Annotated in this window: 19 protein-coding genes; 5 read left to right on the forward strand and 14 right to left on the reverse strand. The window is 68.5% G+C overall.

Translation table 11 applies throughout. The annotated features are described in order from the left end of the window. Window positions 1-4 precede the first annotated feature (4 nt). On the forward strand, window positions 5-2,338 hold the full coding sequence (locus ABJK40_RS14065) for a molybdopterin-dependent oxidoreductase (RefSeq protein ID WP_348478928.1): 2,334 nt from the start codon (window positions 5-7) through the stop codon (window positions 2,336-2,338). 73 nt (window positions 2,339-2,411) lie between these two features. On the opposite strand, the gene ABJK40_RS14070 is transcribed toward ABJK40_RS14065, so the two are convergent. Genes ABJK40_RS14070 through ABJK40_RS14100 form a run of 7 tightly spaced genes read right to left on the reverse strand, consistent with a single transcriptional unit; the run spans window position 2,412 to window position 9,892 of the window. Then, the gene (locus tag ABJK40_RS14070; RefSeq protein WP_348478929.1) at window positions 2,412-3,383 is read right to left on the reverse strand and encodes a phosphotransferase; all 972 of its coding nucleotides are present in this window, start codon (window positions 3,381-3,383) and stop codon (window positions 2,412-2,414) included. Next, the gene (locus tag ABJK40_RS14075) at window positions 3,380-4,645 is read right to left on the reverse strand and encodes an aminoglycoside phosphotransferase family protein (RefSeq protein ID WP_348478930.1); all 1,266 of its coding nucleotides are present in this window, start codon (window positions 4,643-4,645) and stop codon (window positions 3,380-3,382) included. The genes ABJK40_RS14070 and ABJK40_RS14075 overlap by 4 nt, the downstream gene beginning before the upstream one ends. Then, window positions 4,642-6,390, reverse strand: a complete 1,749-nt coding sequence (locus tag ABJK40_RS14080; protein ID WP_348478931.1) for an ABC transporter ATP-binding protein — start codon at window positions 6,388-6,390, stop codon at window positions 4,642-4,644. Before ABJK40_RS14080 ends, ABJK40_RS14075 begins: the two co-directional genes overlap by 4 nt. Next, entirely contained in the window at window positions 6,387-7,499 is a 1,113-nt protein-coding gene (locus tag ABJK40_RS14085; RefSeq protein WP_348478932.1) for a glycosyltransferase, read from the reverse strand. Before ABJK40_RS14085 ends, ABJK40_RS14080 begins: the two co-directional genes overlap by 4 nt. Beyond that, window positions 7,496-8,737, reverse strand: coding sequence for a glycosyltransferase family 4 protein (locus tag ABJK40_RS14090; RefSeq protein WP_348478933.1), 1,242 nt, complete (start codon window positions 8,735-8,737; stop codon window positions 7,496-7,498). Before ABJK40_RS14090 ends, ABJK40_RS14085 begins: the two co-directional genes overlap by 4 nt. Beyond that, complete coding sequence (locus ABJK40_RS14095) at window positions 8,730-9,080, reverse strand: glycosyltransferase (RefSeq protein ID WP_348478934.1); 351 nt, start codon at window positions 9,078-9,080, stop codon at window positions 8,730-8,732. The genes ABJK40_RS14090 and ABJK40_RS14095 overlap by 8 nt, the downstream gene beginning before the upstream one ends. Then, entirely contained in the window at window positions 9,077-9,892 is an 816-nt protein-coding gene (locus ABJK40_RS14100; protein WP_348478935.1) for a hypothetical protein, read from the reverse strand. The genes ABJK40_RS14095 and ABJK40_RS14100 overlap by 4 nt, the downstream gene beginning before the upstream one ends. A 300-nt stretch (window positions 9,893-10,192) precedes the next feature. On the opposite strand from ABJK40_RS14100, the gene ABJK40_RS14105 reads away from it, so the two are divergent. Continuing rightward, complete coding sequence (locus ABJK40_RS14105) at window positions 10,193-10,891, forward strand: hypothetical protein (RefSeq protein WP_348478936.1); 699 nt, start codon at window positions 10,193-10,195, stop codon at window positions 10,889-10,891. 67 nt (window positions 10,892-10,958) lie between these two features. On the opposite strand, the gene ABJK40_RS14110 is transcribed toward ABJK40_RS14105, so the two are convergent. After that, window positions 10,959-11,582 carry a response regulator transcription factor gene (locus ABJK40_RS14110; protein ID WP_348478937.1) on the reverse strand — a complete coding sequence of 208 codons (624 nt, stop codon included), beginning with the start codon at window positions 11,580-11,582 and terminating at the stop codon, window positions 10,959-10,961. Beyond that, entirely contained in the window at window positions 11,579-12,853 is a 1,275-nt protein-coding gene (locus ABJK40_RS14115) for an ATP-binding protein (RefSeq protein WP_348478938.1), read from the reverse strand. Before ABJK40_RS14115 ends, ABJK40_RS14110 begins: the two co-directional genes overlap by 4 nt. A 301-nt stretch (window positions 12,854-13,154) precedes the next feature. Between ABJK40_RS14115 and ABJK40_RS14120 the strand changes: the two genes are divergently transcribed. Further along, window positions 13,155-13,757, forward strand: coding sequence for a hypothetical protein (locus tag ABJK40_RS14120; RefSeq protein WP_348478939.1), 603 nt, complete (start codon window positions 13,155-13,157; stop codon window positions 13,755-13,757). Window positions 13,758-13,872: 115 nt separating this feature from the next. Here the strand turns inward: ABJK40_RS14120 and ABJK40_RS14125 are convergent, their stop codons facing one another. Beyond that, on the reverse strand, window positions 13,873-14,964 hold the full coding sequence (locus ABJK40_RS14125) for an endonuclease/exonuclease/phosphatase family protein (RefSeq protein ID WP_348478940.1): 1,092 nt from the start codon (window positions 14,962-14,964) through the stop codon (window positions 13,873-13,875). A 224-nt stretch (window positions 14,965-15,188) separates the two neighbouring features. Between ABJK40_RS14125 and ABJK40_RS14130 the strand changes: the two genes are divergently transcribed. Both ABJK40_RS14130 and ABJK40_RS14135 read left to right on the forward strand, forming a co-directional pair. Further along, window positions 15,189-16,319, forward strand: a complete 1,131-nt coding sequence (locus ABJK40_RS14130) for a DUF1611 domain-containing protein (RefSeq protein WP_348478941.1) — start codon at window positions 15,189-15,191, stop codon at window positions 16,317-16,319. Continuing rightward, complete coding sequence (locus ABJK40_RS14135; protein WP_348478942.1) at window positions 16,316-17,401, forward strand: alanine/ornithine racemase family PLP-dependent enzyme; 1,086 nt, start codon at window positions 16,316-16,318, stop codon at window positions 17,399-17,401. Before ABJK40_RS14130 ends, ABJK40_RS14135 begins: the two co-directional genes overlap by 4 nt. Before the next feature lie 31 nt (window positions 17,402-17,432). Here the strand turns inward: ABJK40_RS14135 and ABJK40_RS14140 are convergent, their stop codons facing one another. From ABJK40_RS14140 to ppdK, 4 genes are all read right to left on the reverse strand, one after another. After that, a complete protein-coding gene (locus ABJK40_RS14140; protein WP_348478943.1) occupies window positions 17,433-18,506 on the reverse strand; it encodes a dipeptidase in 1,074 nt (357 codons plus the stop codon). A gap of 97 nt (window positions 18,507-18,603) precedes the next feature. After that, the gene (locus ABJK40_RS14145) at window positions 18,604-19,215 is read right to left on the reverse strand and encodes a hypothetical protein (RefSeq protein WP_348478944.1); all 612 of its coding nucleotides are present in this window, start codon (window positions 19,213-19,215) and stop codon (window positions 18,604-18,606) included. A gap of 114 nt (window positions 19,216-19,329) precedes the next feature. Beyond that, entirely contained in the window at window positions 19,330-20,901 is a 1,572-nt protein-coding gene (locus ABJK40_RS14150; protein ID WP_348478945.1) for an AAA family ATPase, read from the reverse strand. Next, on the reverse strand, window positions 20,898-23,648 hold the full coding sequence (gene ppdK, locus ABJK40_RS14155; RefSeq protein WP_348478946.1) for a pyruvate, phosphate dikinase: 2,751 nt from the start codon (window positions 23,646-23,648) through the stop codon (window positions 20,898-20,900). The genes ABJK40_RS14150 and ppdK overlap by 4 nt, the downstream gene beginning before the upstream one ends. Between the last annotated feature and the right edge of the window lie 109 nt (window positions 23,649-23,757).

Here is a 23,757-nt window from a genome sequence, read left to right on the forward strand (position 1 = left end):
GATCATGACCATTCTCGACGAGACCGCACCCGACGGCACCGGCATCGAACCGGAACCCCAACCCGACGCGGGGACCGACCGGGCATCGACGTGGCGCACGTCGGCGTGCATCCTGTGCGAGTGCAACTGCGGTGTCGAGATCCGCATCGGGACCGACGGGCACACGTTCGAGCGAGTCCGCGGCGACAAGGCGCACCCGGCCTCGCGGGGCTACACGTGTGAGAAGGCACTGCGTCTCGACCACTATCAGAACGGCCGCGGGGAGCGTGTGCTGAACCCGCTGCGACGACGCGATGACGGCACGTACGAAGAGGTCGACTGGGACACTGCGGTGCGGGAGGTGGCCGAACGTCTCGCCGCCGTGCGCGACGAGTACGGCGGCGACAAGATCGTGTACTACGGCGGTGGTGGACAGGGCAACCACCTGGGTGGCGCGTACGGCGGCGCCATGCACAGGGGCTTCGGCGGCCGGTTCCGCAGCAGTGCCATCGCCCAGGAGAAGAGCGGCGAGGTGTGGGTCAACGGTGTCATGTTCGGCAACGCCGTGCGCGGCGAGTTCGACGAGTGCGAGGTCGCGTTCTTCGTCGGGAAGAACCCGTGGATGAGCCACGGCGTCCCTCGGGCTCGCACGACGCTGAAGGCGATCGCCAACGACGACGCACGGTCCATGGTCGTGATCGACCCCCGCGTCACCGAGACCGCCGAGCTCGCCGACTTCCACCTCCAGGTGTCTCCAGGACGCGACGCCTGGCTGCTCTCGGCAATGGTGGCCATCGTCGTCCAGGAGGGGCTGTCCGCCACCACCTGGCTCGCGGAGCACGCGAGCGGGTTCGAGGCGGTCGTCGAGCGGTTCTCCACGATCGACATCGCCGCCCACTGTCGGATCTCCGGTGTCGACGAAGACCTCGTGCGTCGGGCGACCCGGCGGATCGCGTCTGCATCGAGTGTCGCCGTGTTCGAGGATCTCGGCACCCAGATGAACCGGCACTCGACGCTGGTCAGCTACCTCGAGAAACTCGTGTGGACGCTCACCGGCAACTTCGCCAACCACGGGGGCCAACAGATCCCGTCGTCGATGGTGCCGCTGGTCAAGGCCTCCACCGCGGAACTCGACCCCGATCGTGCCCCACGGAGCCCGGTCGCCGGTGAGCGGATCCTCGGCGGGCTCGTCCCCTGCAACGTGATCCCCGAGGAGATCCTCACCGACCACCCCGACCGCTACCGGGCGATGATCGTCGAATCCGGCAACCCGGCCCACTCGATCGCCGACAGTGCACGAATGCGCGAAGCGCTGCGAGCGCTCGACTTCGTGCTCGTCATCGACGTGTTCATGACCGAGACGGCCCGCGAGGCGCACTACGTGTTGCCGGCGACCACCCAGTTCGAGAAGTTCGAGTCCACCTTCTTCAACTTCGAGTTCCCCAAGAACGTCTTCCAGCTCCGGCGCCCGGTCGTGGAAGCACCGGCGGGTCCCCTCGGCGAACCCGAGATCCACGCCCGCATCCTCGAGGCGGCCGGCTTGATCACCGACGATGACGTCGCTCCGTTGCGAGCGGCAGCCGAGGTCGGCCGTACCGAGTTCGCAGAAGCTTTCGGTGCGGCGCTGGCGGCCACGCCCTCGCTCGGAGTCGTCGCCCCGGTGCTGCTGTATCGCACCCTCGGTCCCACCCTGCCCCACGGCGCGTCCGCCGCCGCCGCCCTGTGGGCCGTGACCCGGCGCATGACGCAGATGAATCCGATGGGCGTCCAGCGCGCGGGCTTCGGTGACGGGCCCGACGCTGCCGACCGGCTGTTCGACGCGATCATCGACAGCCCGTCCGGCCTCGTCATCACCGACGACGACCACGACGCGTCGTGGCGGCGCCTCGCCACTCCCGACGGGCTCGTGCAGCTGGCGATGCCCGAGCTGTTGTCCGAACTCGACGACCTCGGTGTGCCGCCCGGGCCGACCGAGGAGTGGCCGTTCCTGTTGTCGGCCGGAGAGCGTCGGTCGTTCACCGCGAACACGATCTTCCGCGATCCGGCGTGGCGGCGGCGCGCCGGGCAGCACGCGCTGCGGATCGCGACCGTCGACGCCGAACGCCTCGGCGTGGCCGACAGAGACCGGGTCCGCATCGTGACCGAACGCGGCGAGGCGACGATCGAGGTCGCGGTCGACGGCGGGATGCACCCCGGCCATCTCTCGCTGCCCAACGGCACGGGCACCGACCGTGTCCACGACGGTGCCCGGGTGATCGACGGCGTCGCGCCGAACGAACTCACCGGCTCGTTCCATCGCGATCGCTTCGCCGGCACGCCGTGGCACAAGTCGGTTCCCGCTCGGCTCGAACCGGTCTGATCGGCCTGTCGGAGCGGGGGGGGGGTTCTGGAGGACCACCGGACGGCGACCCACCCGACGCACCCGCGTCCCCTCACCCGGGGAGTGGCTCCGCACGACGGGCCGCCCGGTCGAGGAGCGCGTGCGCAAGTCGGCGCCCCGAGGGGCGACAGAGGTACAGGCAGCCGAGTCGGAACCAGGTGTGCCGTTCGATCGCCGAGACGTTGGTCGCGTCGAGCGGCCGTCTGCGCTGGTAGGCGGTGAGCAGGTTCTCGAACCGGCGGCGCCCCTCACCCGCTTCGAGCCCGGCCTGCAGCGCTCGGAGTTCGAGGTGGACGGCCAGGTTGACGACGTCGATCTCCGGAGCTCCGACGGCGAGGCCGTCGAGGTCGATGAAGTGCACGCCGCGCCGTGTCGACATGACGTTCTTGTCGTGGAGGTCGGTGTGGACGAGGGCAGATCCCGCAGGGTCGACGGACGGCAACTCGTCGGCCACCGCCTGGAGCGACCGGCGACGAGCGGGTTCCATGCGCGTCACGATCGCGATCCAACGCGCAGGGTCGTCGAACTCGGCCGGCGGAACGGTGGCCGACGGGGAGACGGCGTGGAGTGCCGACAGGGCGGTCGCCACGGCCGGGATGGGGACGTCGACGTCGGCGCGGAGCAGGCCGTGGAGGCTGGGTCCCTCGACGGTTTCGATCTGGACTCGTCCGTCGTCGGTCGCGTGGAGCACTCGGGGCGTCTCGAAGCCGGGGGAACCGACCAGCACCTCGTGGTTGCGGACGATGCCGGCGGCTCGGTCCGGACGGACGACCTTGGTGAACGAGGTCGTGTCACGGGTGACGGCGCGACGGTGGTGTCGGTACGCAACCAGGCGGCCCCCGTCGGCGAGGGCGGCCGCGAGGCCCGGGAGTCGGCGGTCGTCGGCGGGGTCGACGACCGTCACGACCCCCCGTTCGGGGTCCAGGAGTCCGTGGTCGTCGCCGTCGGTCACGGTCCACGGGCCGGAGGGGCTCGGCGCCGCGGTGTGCCACCGCCGCATCCAGATCGGCGGAAGGTCGTTCATGCGACGGGGAGGCCATCGAGCTCGGCGAGGGCGAGTTCGAGCAGCGTGGGGACGCTGGTTCGCCAGTCGGTCTCGAGGTGTCGGGCTGCGAGGAGAGCCTGGGCGGTGAGGGCGACGGCCGTGTGCCACGCGATCTCGCGCTCGCCCGTCGGGTGGCGCTGTCCACGCCGGCGGTCCTCGATGACCTGTTCGACGAAGGCCGAGGCGTTCAGCGAGAGTCCGGGGTGGCGAACGGAGGCGGCGATCCCGGCACCGCGGAGCCGGCCGAGGTCGATGGCCGCGGGCCCCCGTGCGACGCGTTCGAGGTCGACGAACGTGACCGCTCCGCTCGGGCGCACCATGATGTTCCGATCGTGGAGGTCGCCGTGGAGCAGGACGTCGGATCCGGTGTCGGTCGGCATCGACCGCACGAGTCGTCGGGCGATGACGTCGGTGAGCCGCTGGGTCGAGGTACACCACCGGGCGAGACCGCCCAGGCCGCTTCGCGCCTGGGCGAGGTCGTCGACGACCCGTCTGCGCAGTGCATCGACCCGGGCCTCGTGGAATGCACCGATCGCCTGGGCGACGTCTGCCGCCGATACTCGATGCGCGTCGACCGCCGTGCGGAGGTCGTCCGCGTCGATGAACTCGTCGATCCCGACCCGGCCGTCGTCGAGTTGCATCAGGGGACGCGGTGTGTCGACGCCGGATCCACGGAGCGACGTGGCGACTGCGGCCATGGACGGCGCGAGGTTGGACGTCGAGTACCGGACGAGTACGGATCGTCGGAGCTGGTTCGTGGTGACGAGATGCGCGGCGACCACGACACGGCGCTCGGGTTTGTACCGGAGGATGTCGACACTGCTCCGAGACGCGGAGAGCTGCGTCGGGTGCGGGACGAGCGGTTCGAGGGTGCGTTTCCACTTTCGTGGCGTCGTGTGCCAACGCATTCGTCGGAGTCGGGCGTCGTTGGGGAACGGATAGAACACGCTGTGGTCGTCGAGACGCGTCGTGGCACCGCCGAGCGATGACGTCGTCATCCTGAACGTCGCTGCCTTCGCGGCGATGTGATCGGCCTCCGCGGTGTCGGTGCACCAGCGGACGTAGCCGCGTTCGGTCGCACCCCGCGGGGTCGTGAGGAGGTAGCTGACGATGGTGGTGTCGTCCGGCTTGTACCGCACGTAGTCGGCTCGGACGCATGCCACGTCGAAGCCACTGCGGGCGAACTTGGCTCCGGCGGCTTCGGGGTCGAGGAGTTCGGCGAGTCGTGCGGGGACGCTCACACCGGGACTCCGAGCGTGGTCGTCTCCGCGACGAGCGGGGTGGGGGCCGGTCGGAGACGTGCGTCGAGATCGAGGTGGTCGTCGGGTTCGAGTTCGTCGAGATCGCCGTGATGGACGATGAGGGTGGTCCGTGAGACTCCGATGTTGCGGATCGCGGCGACCACCAGGCTGCGGGCATCGGGGTCGAGCCCGACGAGAGGTTCGTCCAGGAGCAGGATCGATGCTCGTCGAACGGCGGCGCGAGCGAGCATGACGCGCCGGGCCTCCCCGCCCGACAACGACGCGCCGTCCTCGTCGAGTCGGGTGTCGATCCCATCGGGCAGTCGCTCGACGACCGGGAGCAGGAGTGCTGCTTCGGCAGCCGCGAGGATGTCCGAGCCGCTCGCGTCGGGGTTGCCGAAGGCGATGTTGTCGCGGATCGTGCCGCTGAACAGGGTCAGCTGTTGGGGCACGAAGGAGATCTGCTCGCGGTATCCGTTCAGTTCGTACTCGTCGATCGAGCGCCCTGCGATGCGGATGGTTCCGTCCGTGGGGCGTTGGAGACGGAGGAGGAGCTCGATCAGCGTCGACTTTCCGGTGCCGTTCTCGCCCGTGACTGCGGTCAGGGACCCGGCGCGGATCGTGGCGGAGAACCCGGTCAGCGACACTCGGCCGTCGTGGTACCGGTGTCCGATGTCGTCGAATTCGATGTCGCCGTCGAGTGTGGTGCACGGCTCACCTCGGTGCTGGTCTTCCGCCGGCTGCTCGAGCAGGTCGAGGACGCGCAACGCGCAGGCTGTCGCCTTGGCGAGTCGTGCCGCCTCGTCGGTGAGCTTGCGGATCGGCTTGTAGATCATGCGGGTGTAGGAGATGGCCAGGACGAGTTGGCCCGGAGTGATGAAGCCGTCGCGCACGCGCATCGCTCCGAGGACGAGGACCGCGGCGACCCCGGCGCCGGTGAGGATCTCGGTGAGCCGGCCCATCCGGGCGGCGTGACGCGCGGCAGCCATCGTCGATCGTTCGGCGCTGCGGGCGCGGCTGCGGAAGTCGTCGACGGTGCGGGTCTCGGCCGAGAACGCCTTGACGATGCCGACCTGCCGGATCGACTCGGCCGCTCGGGACGCCATCGCGCCCTCCTTCTTGCGGGACTTGCCGGCAGCCGCCTTCACCCTCGACGAGGTGTGCTTCACGCTCAGCAGCAAGAGCGGGACCGGCAGCAGCGCAACGTTGAGCAGCCGCCAGTCGACCAGTGCGAAGACGATCGTGCCGCCGACGACCACCGAGCCGCGCGAGAGCACCGTCAACCAACTCGGGAAGAGCAGGTCGCAGATCATGTTGACGTCACCCATCAGACGAATCAGCAGGTCACCGGAGAAGTGCCGTTGGTGCTCGGCGTAGTCGAGGCGATGGATGTGCTCGAACACGTCGCTGCGGATCCGGACGGTGGCCTTTCGGCTGATCCTGGCGACGACGAGTTGGAGTCGTTCCTCGGTGAGGCCCATGAGCGCCGGTACGGCGAAGGCGACGGCAGCGAACGCGATCACCGGTTCGATCGTGATCGCCCCGGGTTCGGTGGCGTTCGTCAGGTGGTCGATGACCCACGTGATCGGCCACGGCTTCAACAGTTCGAGGGCGGTGACCGCGAGCGCGAGGATCACGGCGCCGAGCATCGGCGAGCGCATGCCGCTCAGCGCAGGTCTGAACGCGCGGAACACCCGGCGGAGTTCGGACGGCGAGACCGTCAGGAGCCGACGACGCGTGCTCACGCGCTCGCTCCGTGCGAACGGAGATCGCCGACGCGAACGACGCGGTCGATGGCCTGGAGCGTCGTCGCGCTCACGTGCGCCCAGGTCATCGTCTCGCGGGCTCGGCGTCGGCCGACGCGGCCCATCGCGACGCGGCGGTCGTCGTCGTCGAGGAGCAGGCGAACGGCATCGGCGAGTGCCCGGTCGTCGTCGGGATCGTCGATCACGATGCCGGCATCCCCGACCAGGTCGGCGATGTCGCCCTGATCGGTCGACACGACGGCGAGTCCTGCGGCCAGGTAGTCGATGACCTTGAGAGGGCAGAAGTAGAACGGTGACCGACGCGGATACGGGGCGAGGCCGATCGCAGCCTCGGACAGCAGACGCGACGCCTCGGCGGGCGGGAGCGCACCCGTCACGACGACTTGACCTCTCAGGTGGATGTGATCGGCAGCGGCCAGCAGGCGGGCAGCACCCGGGCCGCCGCCGATCACGAGCGTGCGCGGGCGGTGCCCCGTCCGCGCGAGTTCCGAGAGCAGGGGCAGGATCCGGTCTGCGCCGTGCCATGGCTTGGGGTGGCCGAGGAACACGAGTGGGAACGCTGCACCACGAGGTCGATCGTGCGGGTCGTCGGCCCAGGTGAACCACGACGGTTCGAACCCGTTCGGTTGTGTGATTACCGGTCCGCCTCGCCGATCCGCGACCCAGTCGGACAGCTCGCCGGCGACGGTGATCACCACGTCGGCAGCTTCGAGGAGTTCGAGTTCGGTCTCGCCGTGTTCGGGCTCGACGGTCTCGGGACGATGCGTGGTCGCTTCGTCGACGAGCGGAGCGTTGACCTCGAGGACGAACGGCACGCCGAGGCGTCGCGCCGTCGTCAAGCCGCCGCGATGGCCGAGTGAATAGCGTTCGTAGACGACGTCGAGATCAGCGCACGACGCCAGGTCGTCGAGTCGACGCACCTTGGCTGGGAAGTCGCCGTCGGTGTCCCGTGCTGCGAAGGTCTCGACGTGTTGGCCGAGGCCGATCAACCCACCCGCGATGCCGCGGAGGTGTTGCGACGCGCCCTTCGTGCCGCCGGGTACGACCCCACGATCGGCACACACCTGAGCGATCCGCAGCGTGGTCATCGACCGGCTCCGATCGGTCGTGGACGACAGCCGGTCGTCGCCGACTCGAACTCGCCGACGAGATCACGGATCGTCGACTCCCGATCGAACCTCTCCGCGAGCTTGCGGGGGCCGGAATCGGACATCGCAGTCCACGTCGCATCGTCGCTCATCAGGCCGGCGAGTGCGGCGGCGAGCTCGTTCTCGTCGTCCTCCCCGACGATCAGCCCTTCGACTCCGTGCTCGATGATCTCGGGGATGCCGGCGATCGGTGTGGTGACGGCCGGAAGCCCGGCACCGAGCGCTTCGAGCAGGACCGTGGGCAGTGCGTCCTGGTTGCCGTCGTCGCCGACGCGGCACGGCGCTGCCATCACATGGGCGCAGCGGAGCCACGACGCGACCTGCGGTTGCGGCAACGGACCCGTGAAGTGCACGCGGTCGTCGATGCCCAGTCGGACGGCCAGGGCCTCGAGCGCACGGCGTTGGTCGCCGTCTCCGACGAGCACACAGCGCAGATCGTCCAGTTCGGGGGCGAGTCGGGCGACGGCTCGGAGCATCAGGTCGAATCCCTTCTTCTCGACGAGTCGACCGACGCCGACGACGAGATGCCGCGTCCGGTCCGACAGACCGGCCGGCACCGGTTGCACGCCGAGACCGTTGTAGATCCGCCGGACCGTGACATCGGGTCCGAGCCGCATCTCGAGATGCTCGAGATTCGCATCGCACACCGTGATCACCGCGGCGGCGTCCCGTGCCACTCGCCGGGCGAGGGGCCAGTCGACGGTGAGGCGATAGATGTCCTTCGCGTGTGCCGTCACCGTGTACGGGACCCCGGTGAGGAGATGCACGATGTGGGCCGTGTGCGCCGCGACCGTCAGGAAGTGCGCATGCAGATGGTCGATGCCCGTGGCACGCACCCGATCGGCCACGTCGACGGCGTCGAGCAGGACGCGAGCTCGACGGTCGGCGGGGAGGAGATCGACGAACTCGAAGACCTCGGTGAGTCGGTCCGTGTCCAGTGCGGGCAAGGCACGCACGGCCGAGAGGAACGCCGCCTTGTCCGCCACCGGCAGGTAGTGGACATCGCCGCGCACCGAGGCGATGTCGGGATGGAACCGGCCCTCGGTCGCATGGCGCAGCGAGAAGATCGACACCTCCACGTCATGTTGCTCGACACCGAGGATCTCGTTCAGGACGAACGTCTCGGACAGCCTCGGGTACTGCTTGAGGACGTATCCGACGTGGAGGCGGTCAGACACCGGCCGGCTCCTTCGGCTCGGCCGGCGTGCCCGGCAGCAGCGATGCGACCCGCTCCACACCACCGAGATCCAGCTCGGACACGACCCGTCCGCGACTCGCACGCTCGACGAACGCCGCGAGTCGTGCGGGCGTGAGTCGACCGAGTGGACAGCGCTCCAGGTTCGTGTGCGGGCCGAGTCGGCGGGCGCGGATGTCCTGCTCCAGGCGTGGCGTCGTGCGCGGAACCAGCATCGAGGGCGTTCCCGACGCCAGTTCCTCGACGACGGTGTTGTAGCCGGCCATCGACACCACGCCCACCGACGATGCGACGAGCTGGCGCATGTTGTCGGAGAACTCGATCATCCGGACGCCGGCCCGCCGTGGCTTCGCACGGTGAGTTCGGCGCGACGTGACGACGACATCAGCGGGCCGGTCACGATCACCGACCGGAGACCGGCCCGAGCGACCACGTCGACGGCGTCGAGGTAGCGACGGATCAACATCTGACCGTCGCCCCCGCCGCCGGGCGTGACCAGGACGTACGGCTCGCAGTCGGTGGGGTCGGGCATGTTCGGAGCGACGTAGCCGGTGTGGGTGACACGCGCCGGCAGGCGCGAGGCCAGCGACAGTTCCGCTGCGGTGCTCAGGACGTGCTCGTCGGCGTAGACGGCGACGTCGTCGTATCGCTCGAGCCACTCCCACTCGTGATGCCGGGACCACTGGGCCTCGACCGCAGCGGCGTCGTCGACGACGTCGCGGAGCCCGAGGACCAGGCGAGGCGTCGTCGACAGGTGCCGTGCGGCACGCAACATCGGGATCAGCTCGCCCGCCATGCCGGTCGGTGCCTGATCGACGACGATCACGTCAGGGCGGAACTGCACGCATGCAGCGACCAGCAGGCCGGCCCGCAGGTCGACCAGCTCGTCGATGTCGGCGGTGATCTTGCGCGGCTGGTAACGGCCACTGCTGTCCTTGGTCACCGACGGCAACTTCAGCGAGTCGACGCGCTCGGGAAGGCTGAACGCCTGGGCGCGCGGCGAACCCGTCGCGATCAACACCTGAGCGGTCGGCGACGAGGCGACGATGCCACCGGCGATCAACGCGGAGCGGCGGAAGTGGCCGAGGCCGTACGTGTCGTGGCTGTACAGCAGGTAGCGCTGGGGTGAATCGGACATGTCGCCACGCAACACCCGTGGGGATCCGAGCCGCCATCGGACGTTGGTACTACGACCGCATCACGAACCCCCGACATCTCGACGGGTGTCGGCGCGACGAGGTACTACGACCATCGTCCGATTGCACGGTCGCCGGTCGTCGCACAGAATCAGGTCATGGAGACGCCCGCCAGCCCGTCGAGCCCGTGGGGGCGACCGAGCACTCAGGCCAGTCGCGATTGGGCCCGGCGCGGCCACTCTGCCGCGGCCACGATGACTCCCGTCATCCGGATGCGACCAGACCGTCCTCCAGGGCCGAGCGTGACGGTGCCGCGCGTCTCGACGAGGCTTCGCCGAGCGACGGGGACCGTCCTCCTCGTCGTCGTCGCGCTCGGCTCGGCCGGTTCCGCGCTCGCCCTGCGCGACGCCCTGTTCCCGGCGGGCGGCGACGCCACCACCCGATCGGTGTGGCAGAACCCGGGGACCTCCGAACGTACGTCGGCGACGTCGGACGCGACCACGACCTCGTCATCGACGACCTCGACGTCCACCACGATCGCCGCGACGACCACCATCGACACCGCCGCCGCGATCGCTGCCCTCGAGACGACCAAGGAGACCGGGCCGCAGTCCACGGCACCATCGAGCACGCCGTCGGGGCCGGTCACGACGCCGCAGAGCGGCACGACACCGTCGAACGGCACGATCGACGACGACCACGACGACGACGACGATGACGATCAACCGGTCATCACCACGGTGGCGGGTGGGACGTCGCCGAACAGCGGGTCGTCCTCACCGACCACCACCGACGACGACGACGAGTCGAGGTCCGGCAACAGCGGATCGGGATCCGGTGGCGGCTCGACGCCGACCACGACCGACGGTGACGACGACTCGTCCGGGTCGAGTGGCGGTGGATCGGGATCGGGCGGCAGCGGGTCGGGCTCGAGCGATGACCGCTCGGGTTCCGACGACCGCAACGACGTCGACGAACCCGACGACATCGACGACGACTGAGTGTCGGCGCGGTCTCGGTGAGCCGATGCGCGCGTGAGCATCGGCATCGGCATGGCGTCGGGTCGGCTCAGGCGGGATCGAGGCGCTCGTTGGCCCAGATGGCCGCTTGCGTGCGATCACTCACACCGAGCGTCGAGAACACGCTGGTGAGGTGTGCCTTGACGGTTCGTTCGCTGATGCCGAGCTGACGGGCGATCTGCTTGTTCGCCAGCCCCTGACGCACGAGGTCGAGCACCTGGCGTTCACGATCGGTCAGCGACGATGCCTCCGACCTGGCACGACGCGACTCGAGGAGTGCCCGAGCCGCCTTCGGGTCAAGGGGGGACTCGCCCGTGTGCACGCTGCGAATGGCCGCGGCGATGGCTTCGGGATCCGAGTGCTTGAGCAGGTAGCCGTCCGCTCCGGCCGACAGCGCATCCATGATCCTCGTGCGGTCGGAGAACGACGTGAGGACGAGCACACGGCTGGACGGATGCTCCGTCGTGATCCGACGCGTCGCTTCGACACCGTCCAGTTTCGGCATCGAGAGGTCCATCACGACCACGTCGGGCAGCGTCGCGGCGGTCACCTCGACACCCTCCAGACCGTCGGCGGCCGTGCCGACCAGTTCGATGTCGCCCGTCGTGGCGAGGAACTGTTCCAGGCCGGAACGCACGACGGCGTGATCATCGACGATCACCACGCGGATCATCTCGTCGTCTCCATCGTGAACGGGACGGTTGCGGCGACCCTCGTGCCGGTGGCCGGGTCGGACAACACGTCGAAGGTCCCGCCGGCATCGGCCAGGAGTCCGCCGAGCGCACGGAGCCCCACGTGACCTCGGCGTGATCGTTCAGCGACATCATCCACCGTGAAACCTCTTCCATTGTCATCGATGCGCACCTCGACACCGTCGTCGGTGCGCTGGATCTCCACCCGAACCGCACTCGCTGCGGCATGGCTCAGAATGTTCCTGATCGCTTCCTGCACGACTCGGTAGACGATGCCCGCAGTGTCCTCGCCGGGCACGATGCCACCGAGTTCGACCACGAGGTCGGTCGCCAGTCCGCGCGCCGGCAGTCCGCTGAGCAGGTCCCCGATGGCGGACTCCAGACCCTCCTCGGCGAGGTTCGGCGGGTAGATCTCGACGAGCAGTGAGCGCAGGGACTTGACGCTGTTGCGGATCGCAGCCGACGCATCGTTCACCTGGCCCGGTTCGATCGGTGCCTGCCGTCCCAGAGCGGCGAGCCCGAGCGACACGCCGGTCAGATCCTGGACGACACCGTCGTGCAGGTCACTGGCGATCCGGCGCCGTTCCGCATCCGAGGCGTCGAGCGCTCGACGGAGCAGCAGTTCGCGTTCCTCCTGCCCGGAGCGCAGCTGGGCTGCCATGCGCCACGCGAACGGCAACTGCGCGAGCTGGAGCGCGAGGAGCGCTCCCAGCGCGACCGGGGCGAACTGGCCCCACAGGCGGCGGCCGACGTCGGTCACCCCGCTGTAGCGGAAGTACGTCTCGAACAACAGTGGTGTGCCCTCGACGGTCGAGATCGGCGAATACACCTCGAGCAACTTCGCTTCGACCTCGAAACGGTTCTCGGGTCCGTCGAGAGCGGAGATCTCGGCGTGGCTCTCACCGGTGGCGAAGACCTCCTGCTTGTCCTCGGGGAGGTCGAACCGTTCGCCGATCAGGCGGGGTTCGTCGGAGTAGACGATCGTGCCGTCGGCGGACCAGATCTTGACCCGCACGAGCGATCCGCGCAGGACGAACTCGCGCACCGCGTCGTCGACGGCGTCGAGCGCGTCGGCGTCGAGGTCCATGACGTCATCGGTGAGGACGGGGGCGACGATGCCCTGGGCGCTGACCCACGCGACTCGTTGTGCGTCGTCGATGGCCTGCTTGGTCCCCACGCTGCGGCTGACCCATGCGGTCACCAGCGACACGATCACGAGTGCGACGAACCCCGTCAGCGCGAATCGCAGCATGACCGCTCGCACGGACACGGGCTCTCGAGCAACCGTGTTACGCCCGCGAGGAAACATCGTGCCCACCGTACTTTCCGCCGCGGCTCGCGCATTCCGCCACGACGACGCGCGAACTCCTGATCGCCATGGCTCCACTCTGACGCCCTCGACGATCGCGAGACAGTGGACCTTGGTCGTAGTACCTCGCGGCCCTGCACCGCCCGAGGTCCTAGGACCAACGTCCACTACCGACCGGCCCACCGGTGCTGGCTGACTGGAGATCACGGACAGCCGTCCGACCACTTCACCACAGGAGCACACCATGAAACAACCAGTCGCCTTCGCCCTCGTCGGGATCGCCACCATCGGCCTCGCCGTTCCGGTCTTCGCCGCGAACCAGTCCGACACGTCGTTCGACGACCTCGTCAACCGCCGACCGAACGTGCCCACGGCACCGGCGACCGCACCGGCATCCACCGGGCCGGCTCGCACCGTGCGGAACGTCGCGACTCCCCCCAGCGCGCCCAGCATCTCGACGCCGAGCAACTCTGCGCCGAGCAACAGCGCCCCGAGCATCTCGACGCCGAGCAACTCTGCACCGAGCAACAGCGCGCCGGGCAACTCCGTGCCGAGCAATTCGACGCCGAGCACCACGATCGACGACCACGGCGGCGACGACGACCGCTCCGGACACGGCGGAGACGACCATGGCGGAGACGATCGCTCCGGACACGGCGGCGACGATGACGGCGCCGGTCACGACGTGAACGACGACCACGGGGGACGTAGAGGCGACGATGACGGCTCCGGACACGGTGGCGGCGACGACGACGATCGCTCCGGACACGGCGGTGGCGGTGACGACGACGGAGGAGACGATCGCTCCGGACACGGCGGTGGCGACGATCACGACGACGACGACTGAGCGAGTCGTCCGACCGATCCTCTCGAACCGGCCGGGCGTCGTCTCGCCCGTCCGGCCGGTTCCCGATCCGATCGTCGCACGCGCTGCGTGCTGTGATTCCCGACGAGGTCGCTCGTCAGTCGGTGGTCGCGACCTCGAAGGTCACGACGACGGGATCGTGGTCGCTGAGCGGCGCGCCGTCGTCTCGCGTGAAGATCTCGGAATCGTTGCGCCACTCGAGCGCGGTGATCTCGATGTCCTCGGAGGAGCGATAGAGCACCTTGTCGATGCGACCGGGCTCCGGACAGTCGAGTTCGCTGCACACGTCGGTGAGGCCGGCGGACGCGAGCAGGTCGGCGAACTGGTCTCCATCGGGGTCGCGTTCGAGACGCAGGTTGAAGTCGCCGCCGACGATCACGGCCCGCCCGGAGGCTTCGGCCTCGATGTGGGCGATCAACTGGGCCACGTTGTCGGCACGCACGGCGAAGTCCTCCCGGCCGGCATCGAGGTGCAGGTTGTAGAGATCGACCTCGGCGCCGCCGATGTCGACCGTCGACACCGAGAAGCCCTTGAGTGACAGACAGTCGGCGGATGCGTCGCCGCACTGGTTCCACCGAATGCGCTCGACGTCACCGATCTCGAAATTGCTGAACCGATTGAGTCCGTCGCTCAGTTGAGCGGTCGGACGATCGGGGTCGGTGCCACGCGGCTGGGCAAGGGACTCGGAGGTGAACAGGTGCTCCGACGCATCGAGCAGGATCTGGTGGTACGTGCTCGCCGGAGCGTCGGGCTCGTCGAAGGTGAGCCACGACTCCTGCACCAGCACGACGTCGTAGTCGTTGATGCGTTCGCCGATCAGTGCGGTGTTGACGTCCGGCTCGCTGCCCGAGAGTGCCGCAGGCAGACCGGCGACGTTGTAGGTCAGCAACTCGAACTCGACACCCGGCTCCGTGCCGGTGGGTTCGGTGCCGGTGGGTTCGGTCGCGACGGGTTCGGTGTTGGTCGGTTCGCTGACGACGGGGTCGGTCGAGACCGGCTCGGTCGGCGCAGGGCCCGAGACGGAGTCGGGGACCGTCTCGGTCGGCGTGGTGACCTCGATTGCTGCGGTCGTCCCGCGTGCGATGCCGGTGGAAGCGGTGGTGTCCGAGTCGGAACCGCTCGACGAGCACGCGACGGCTGCTCCGGCCAGTGTCAGGAGGAGAGCGGTGGTCAGGGGGCGTCGTTGCACGGTCGAACCGTAGCGAACCCTTCGTTCGACGGCCTCGGCGGCAGCCGATCCGGGGCGCTCGCCGAATGCGACGACCGCGACGTTGTGGTCGCGATGGGCGTAGCGTGGACGAGCGTTCCACCTTCTTGGTGGGGACTTCTCGTTGACACCCGGTTCCATCGCTCGTCGATCGACCGAGCCGAACAATCCGATGCCTCCTCTGAGTTCGATCTCGAGGAGACCCCATGTCCGAAGTTCCTGTCAGCACCCCCGAAGCGGCGTCCACCGCCCCACGTCGACCGCGAGCGATCGTCTACTGCGACGCCCAGCTGGGCAGGATCGACGGCAAGACCGCGAACGGCCTCGTCCGACACAGCGAGCGGTACGAGATCATCGCCGTCATCGACCACACCCAGGCCGGCCGGGACGCCGGGGAGGTGTTGGACGCGGAACCGAACGGGATCCTGTGCTGCAGCGACCTCCACGAAGCGATCGCAGCCGCCGGTCTCATGCCGGAACTGCTCATCGTCGGGGTCGCACCGACGAGCGGCCTGCTGTCGTCCATCGAGCGAGCGGTCCTCCTCGATGCGATGAGCCGTGGCCTCGGAATCGTGAACGGATTGCACGAATTCCTGAACGACGATCCCGAGTTCGCCGCCGCAGCTGCGATCAACGACGTGGCGATCGTCGACGTCCGACGACCCAAGGCCAAGGCCGACCTGCACATGTTCGACGGGAGCATCCTCGGTGTTGCGTGCCCTCGGATCGCCGTCCTGGGCACCGACGGTGCGATCGGGAAGCGGACGACCGCAACCATCCTCACCCGAGCGCTCAACGCGAGTGGCGTCTGCGCCGTTCTGGTCGGGACCGGTCAGACCAGCCTGATCCAGGGCGCGCGCCACGGTGTCGCGCTCGACGCCGTTCCGGCCCAGTTCGTCGCCGGTGAACTCGAAGCGGCCGTCGTGGCGGCGTTCGAAGCGGAGGATCCCGACGTGATCATCGTCGAAGGCCAGGGCGCTCTCAGCCACCCGACGTATCTGAGTTCGACCGCGATCCTGCGCGGGAGCCGTCCGGAAGCCGTGATCCTCCAACACGCACCGGCGCGCACGACGGTCAGCGACTTCCCCGCCTTCTCGATGCCGACACCTTCGAGCGAGATCCGACTCATCGAGACGTTCGCCGACACCAAGGTGATCGGGCTGACGATCAACCACGAGAACATGACCGACAGCGAGGTCTCCGCTGCGATCGCGCTCTACGAACTCGAACTCGGCATCCCGGCGACCGACGCCCTCACGCGACCCACGGATCTGCTGGTCGAGATGGTGCTCGCTGCGTTCCCGGAACTCCGAGCGAGGACGGCCGCCACCCGTTGAGCGGCCTCCGCCTCGACATCGATCTGGACAAGATCGGTGCCAACGCGCGGCATCTCGTCGACCGGGCGGCCCAGCGCGGCGTGTCGATCACGGGCGTCACGAAGGTGCTGCTCGGCGAACCGCGTCTCGCCTGCACGCTCGTGGCGGCCGGCGTGACTGGGATCGGCGACTCGCGTCTCGAGAACATCGAACGGATGCGTCGCGCCGACGTCGACGCGCCGATGTTCCTCATCCGGTCGCCGATGCCGAGCCAGATCGATCGAGTCGTCGAGTCGAACAGCACCAGCTTCAACACCGACCGCGACGTGCTCGCTGCGTTGGCGGCGTCCGCGCGGGCTTCGGGTCGGGTCCACGACGTCGTCGTCATGGTCGAGCTCGGCGATCTGCGCGAGGGTGTGATGCCCGAGGAACTGCAGGACACGGTGCGTCACGTCCTGGCGCTGCCCACGCTGCGACTGCGCGGGGTCGGAACCAACCTGGCGTGCCGCAGCGGCATCGAACCCGGTGACGAGAACATGGCCGAACTCTCCGGTCTCGTCGACTCCGTCGAGGAGACGTTCGGCATCGGGATCGACATCGTCTCGGGCGGCAACTCGGCCAACCTCGACTGGCTGGGCGGCACCGGGAATGTCGGCCGGGTGAACGATCTCCGCCTCGGCGAGGCGATCGTGCTCGGACGGAACCCGCTCACCCGGGACCCGATCGCCGGGCTCCACACCGATGCCGTCACCCTCGTCGCCGAGGTGATCGAGTCGAAGCGGAAACCGACAAGGCCGCGCGGTCATTCCGGCCAGTCCGCATTCGGTGTCGTCGCCGATCCGATGGGCACGGGCGGACCCGACGATCCCGACGAGATCTGGCAGACGATCGTCGCCGCCGGTCGACAGGACATCGATCCCGGCGACCTCACCCCGGCACGGGACGTGACCGTCCTCGCGGCGAGCAGCGATCATCTGGTCCTGCGGACGAGTACCGAGTTGTCTCCGGGTGACACGGTGCGCTTCGAGCCCGGGTACTCCGCCCTGCTGCGCGCCGCCACGTCGCCCTACGTGGCGATGGTCTGGCACGAACACCGGACCTGACACCGATCGTCCCGGTGACTCGGGCTCAGCGTCAGGACGGTTCGTTGTCGTGCATGACGCGCAGGATGTTGGCGCGACGGAGACGATCCAGGTCGGGTGTCGACCAACCGCGCGTTCTCAGCGTCTCGAACAGCAGCGGATACGTCGACACGTCGTGCAGGTCGGCGGGCATCAGGGTGGATCCTCCGTAGTCGCCGCCGATCCCCACGTGGTCGATGCCGGCGACGTCACGAACGTGTTCGATGTGACCAGCGACGTCGTGCACCGTGACCGTCGGCGGGGGGTCCGTCCGACTGCGCCGGGCCATCACGGCGTCGACGTCGGCGGAGAGTCGCGGATCGCCGCCCTCGGCGACGACCATCTCCTGGGACTCCTCGAACCACCGGGCGAACGCCGGGGAGAGGAAGTCGGCGACGAATGCGACCATGCAGACCCCGCCGTTGGTGGACAGCCTGCCCAGTACGTCGTCAGGCACGTTGCGTGCGACGTCGCACAGCGAACGCGCTGACGAGTGGCTGAACATCACCGGCCGGATGCTCGTCTCGAGCGCTTGGTGCATGACCTCGGTGCTCACGTGCGAGAGGTCGACGATCATGCCGATGCGGTTCATCTCACGAACGACGTCGCGGCCGAAGTCGTTCAATCCGCCGAGCACGCGATCGTCGGTGGCCGAGTCGGCCCAGGACACGTTGTGGTTGTGCGTCAAGGTCATGTATCGCACCCCCAGATCGAACATCATTCTCAACACCGACAGCGACTCGTCGATCGAGTGCCCGCCCTCCATCCCGAGCATCGACGCGATCCGTCCCGTCGATGCCGCCGACTCGACGTCACTCGCCGACAGCGCGAGGACGAAGTCGTCGGGGTACCGCTCGATCATCCGGTGGACGAAGTCGATCTGCGCGAGCGTCGTCGACACCGCCGTGGGGCCAGGCAGCGTCGAGGGCACGTACACCGACCAGAACTGGCCGGTGACTCCTCCGCTGCGCAGGCGGGGGATGTCGGTGTGCACCTCCGGGACCGACCCGCTCAGGTCGGCGACGTCGAGATCTCCGTCGAAGTGTCGGCGCATCGCCCAGGGCAGGTCGTTGTGCCCGTCGATCACGGGGTCAACCTACCGAGCGAACCGAACGAGGGATCGGGGGTGCCACCGGATCGCCGGTGGCACCCCCGGTCTCACGTCGAGGTCGTGGCATCCGCCGTCACAGCAGGACGGGATGGCGTTCGACGAGGCCGGTGCGCCCCCAGCGGTGTCCGAAGCCGATGACGTCACCGGCGTGAACCGCTGCGAGACCGATCAACACCACGGCGTACACGAGGTGGTCGTCCATGAACGGGTTGTTGTCGAGGGGGAGTGATGCCATCCACATGAACACCAGGAGCAGTGCACCACTGAAGGCGGCGATCCGGATCCCGATGCCGAGCATCAGGGCGACACCGATGCCGAGCAGTCCGAGCATGAACAGCCAGTCCGCCCACGCCTGGCCGGCCATCGGCTCGAACAGCCACTGGAACGGACCCTTCACGCCCGACAGGAACCCGGCCGTCGGGGAGCCGCCGTTGATCCAGGCGGCGTCACCGAAGCGATCGATCGCACCGGTTTCACGATCGGTTCCCGTGGCGTACCCGAGCGCGAGCAGCTTGTCGAGGAACGCCCACAGGAAGACGAAGCCGATCGAGAGTCGCGCCACCGCTGCGGCGTATCCCGCGACCGTCGACTCGATCGGAGACCGTTCGCCGGCTGAGGGGTCGACCTCGTCGACGCGAGGTGGTGCGGTGTCCACGTGGTTCTCGTTGTCCAGGACTTTCGACATTCGTTGCTCCCTCGTCGCTGCCAGGCACCGCCTGGACATGTCCCACATTCGTCCGACGTCGTCGTCGGCGACAGGGCCAGAGGTCCCGTCCCGAGGCTCGGTTCCCGGCGTCGATCACGGAGATGCGTCGTGGGTGACAACGGGCGTCGGGAACGCGTCCGACGTCCGGGGTGAGACGTCGCGACCGGGAAGGGCCAAGCGGTCGACGACCGAGACCGCGACGGCCGTGACGTGGTCGATCGTCGCTGCGGTGGAGATCGACACGGCCTCCGGCCAGGGTTCGTGCTGCCTCGCGACGTGGTCGACGACGTCGGGTGTGGCGTCGGAGGGGTCCCAGGGGTTCGACATCCGGCGTGCGATGCGCTCGCGGGCCGTGGCCGGGTCCAGCGAGCACTCGATCTCGACCACGTCGGCGCCGTGACGTCCGGCGATCGTTCGAGCAGCACGGCGGTGCTCCTCGCGACTCCACGACGCATCGAGGACGACGCCGTTGCCGGCGGCCAGGAGGATTCCGGCCTCGCGTTCGAGTTCGCGGTAGTTGTCGGCGACTGCTTCGGGTGTGTACATGCCGGTGCCCGGCTCGACGAAGTGGTGCTCGCCTGGCGCAGTGCCGGCGACGTCGCGTCGGATCTCGTCGGACGAGAGGTGGATGTAGCCGGTGTGCCCGGCCAGCGCCGACGCAACGGTCGTCTTGCCGACGCCGGGTCCGCCACCGACGAGGACCATCCGCACCTGGGAACGTTCCAGATGGTGCAGTGCGAGGTGATGGTAGGTGCGGGCGAGTTCGACCTGCGTCGTGTCCCCTTGGGCCACGCGGAGGCATGCGATCTTCGCTCGCACGTGAGCGCGGTAGGCGACGTAGTGGTGGGCGAGCGTCGACGGGTGTTGCTCGTTGGAGAACTGGTGGTAGGCGTCCATCAACAGGACCGCGGCTCGCCTGCCGGCGAGTCGGTGGACGTCCATGACGAGGAATCCGATGTCGGCGAGGACGTCGGCGATGCGGAGGTCGTCGTCGAACGCGAGACAGTCGAGGAGACGCGGTCCGTCGGCGAGGCAGTAGATGTCGTCGGCGGTGAGGTCGCCGTGCCCGTCGACGACGAAGCCCTCGGCGATCCGGGCGTCGAACAAGTCGGCGCGTCCGGCGAGGTAGCGGGTCGCGAGGTGTCGCACCCGGTCGTACTCGTCGCGGTCGATGATCGTTCCCACGTGGGCTTCGAGTGTGAGGAAGTTCGACGTCCAGTTCGCCTCGACCCGGTCGCGGGTTGCCATGGGTGCGTCGACGACCGGTTCGGCCGCGGAGTGGAAGCCTGCGACCTGACGAGCGATCGAACGCAGGCAGGCGTCGAAGTCGGGATCGTGCACGATCGCGGACAGGCGCCGGTCGGCAGGAAGTCGACGCATGACGATCATCCGCTCGACGGTGTCACCCTCTTCCACGACGTCGGCCGACCCGAGATAGACGTCGGGAGCGAAGCGGCGGTTCAGTTCCAACTCGCGGTCGGCAGCAGCCAGGCGGTCCGACCGATCGCTGAGGTCGAGGAACCCGAACTCGACCGGTTTGAGCATCTTGTAGACGCGATCGGGGGAGAGCCACAGACGCGAGATGTGGGTCTCGGTGGACCCGATGGCTTCGTCCGGTCCGGCTGCGATGGCGTCGGTGGCCCCTCTCTCCGGGACGCGTGTCACGACGACAGTGCTGCGTGAGCTGCGGACAGGCGTGCGACGGGGACCCGATAGGCCGAGCAACTGATGTAGTCGAGTCCGAGTCGCTGGCAGCGGGCGATCGAGGCGGGGTCTCCGCCGTGTTCGCCGCAGATGCCGATGGTGAGGTTCGGGTCCGTCGCCCGACCCTCGACGCTGGCCAGCTCCATCAGTCGGCCCACCCCGGCGCCATCGATCGAGGTGAACGGATTCTCGACGATGATCTCGTTCGCCAGGTAGTCCAGCAGGAAGCTCGCCTCGGCGTCGTCGCGGCTGACCCCCATGGTCATCTGCGTGAGGTCGTTGGTGCCGAACGAGAAGAAGTCGGCGTGCTCCGCGATCTCGCCGGCGGTGAGGGCCGCCCGTGGTACTTCGATCATCGCTCCGATCGGCACGTCGAGGGTCGCTCCCTGCTCGTCGAAGATCACCGCCATCTCCGATTCGATCAGTGCACGAGCAGCTGCCATCTCGGTGGCGTGGCTGACGAGTGGAACCATGATCTCGGGGCGTACGTCGACGCCTTCGGCCTGCACCTGGAACGCGGCCTCGAGGATCGCGCGGGTCTGCATCCGGATCAGTTCGGGGATCCGCAGTCCGAGGCGGACCCCACGCAGACCCAACATCGGATTGGTCTCCCGCATCCGGTCGACGCGGTCGAGCATCGAGCGCACCTCGGTCAACTCGTCCAGCAGCGACTCGACCTGTCGGAGGTCGCGAGCGTGCACCAGTCGGATCCGCAGATCGGCAGCCGAGCGGCTCAGATCGTCGAAGCTGGGAAGGAACTCGTGCAGCGGCGGATCCAGGAGGCGGATGATCACCGGATCGCCGGCCATCGCTCGGAGCATGCCGACGAAATCACCACGCTGCAGCGGCAGCAGCGCGTCGACCGCCTCCCGGCGCTCGGCGAGCGTCTGTGCGGTGATCATCCGCTGAACGATGGGGAGTCGTTCGGGGTCGAAGAACATGTGCTCGGTTCGACACAGACCGATCCCGGTCGCCCCGTAGGCACGGGCCCGCTCCGCTTCGACGGGGTCGTCGGCGTTCGCCCGGACGCCGAGCGTGCGGAACTCGTCGGCCCACTCGAGCAGGGTCGTGACCCACTCGTCGTCGAGGTGCGGAGCGACGGTTGCGATCTGGCCCGAGTAGACGTGCCCGGACGTCCCGTCGACGGAGATCCAGTCTCCTTCGTGCACCTGTGTGGAGCCGACGGTGAACGAACGCAGTGCCATGTCGATCTCGATCTCGGAGGCACCGACGACTGCGGGCTTGCCGAACTGACGGGCGACGAGCGCGGCGTGACTGGTCCGCCCGCCGCTCGCCGTCAGGATGCCGGCGGCGGCCAGCATGCCGTGGACGTCGTCGGGCTTCGTCTCCTGGCGCACCAGCACGACCTGGCGTCCTTCCTCGACCCAGCGTTGCGCGAGGTCGGGATCGAATGCTGCCACGCCGACGGCAGCACCCGGCGAGACGTTCAACCCCGTCGTCAACTCCGTCGCCGACGCGATCGCATCGCGATCGAACTGCGGATGGAGGAAGAAGTCGAGTTGGTCGGCCGAGACCCGCATCACCGCTTCCTCCCGGCTGATCAACCCCTCGCCGGCGAGTTCGACCGCGATGCGAACGGCGGCCTGAGCGGTTCGCTTTCCGTCGCGAGTCTGCAGCAGCCACAGTCGACCGCGCTCGACCGTGAACTCCATGTCCTGCATGTCCCGGTGGTGCCGTTCGAGGGTGCCGGCGATCTCGGCGAATTGAGCGGCAACGCCGGGCATGTCCTCGGCGAGTCGTGCGATCGGCAGCGTCGGGCGGATACCGGCCACCACGTCCTCGCCCTGGGCGTTGATCAGGTAGTCGCCCTCGAGACGTGCTTCCCCCGTCGTCGCATCACGACTCATCGCCACACCGGTCGCCGAGTCGTCGCCCGTGTTGCCGAACACCATCGTCACGACGTTCACGGCGGTGCCCAGGTCGTGATCGATGTGGGCGGCGACCCGATAGTCGTGGGCGCGCTTGCTGCGCCAACTCTCGAACACCGCCTCGATCGCCATCCTCAGTTGGACGAACGGATCGGTCGGGAACGGCTGCGACGCACGACGATCGATCACGGCGTGGAAGGACGTGATCACGTCGCGCAGGTCGGCGGCGGCCAACTGGGCATCGCTGGTCACGCCGGCGGCGTCACGCCGCGCTCGCAGCACGTGTTCGAAGTGCTCGTCGGCGACGCCGAGCACGACGCCGCCGAACATCTGGATCAATCGCCGATACGAGTCGAGCACGAATCGTTCGTCGCCCGTGGCCGCGATCATGCGTTCCACGACGTCGTCGTTGAGCCCGATGTTCAGCACGGTGTCCATCATCCCGGGCATCGAGAACTTGGCGCCCGAACGGCACGCCACGAGCAGTGGCTCGTCGGAGCCCCCGAATTCCTTGCCCGTCGTCGACTCCAGGTACTCCATCGCCGCGATCACGTCGTCCCACAGCCCGGGAGGAAGGACCCCGCCGCCGTCGGAGAAGGCGTTGCACGCGGCGGTCGTGATCGTGAAGCCGGGTGGGACAGGGACGCCGAGCCGGGTCATGTCGCCGAGGTTCGCTCCCTTGCCACCCAGGAGCGATCGGACCGCGTCCCACTCGCCGCCGACGTCGGCCTGCGCCTCGTCGATCTCGTCGAACGTGTAGAGCCATCTCCTCTGGGCGCGGGCGATCGGGATCTCGTCCAGGAGAGCTGTCGTGTTCATCGTTCGATACTGCACACGATCGAGCGTCGGCGTCGACGGTACAAAGACCTGACCTGACGATGTCCTGGCCGTGTGCGCCGATCGGGGGACCTTCGGCACTGTGCGCACG

It is taken from the genome of Ilumatobacter sp., from assembly GCF_039969435.1.
Lineage (GTDB): Bacteria > Actinomycetota > Acidimicrobiia > Acidimicrobiales > Ilumatobacteraceae > Ilumatobacter_A.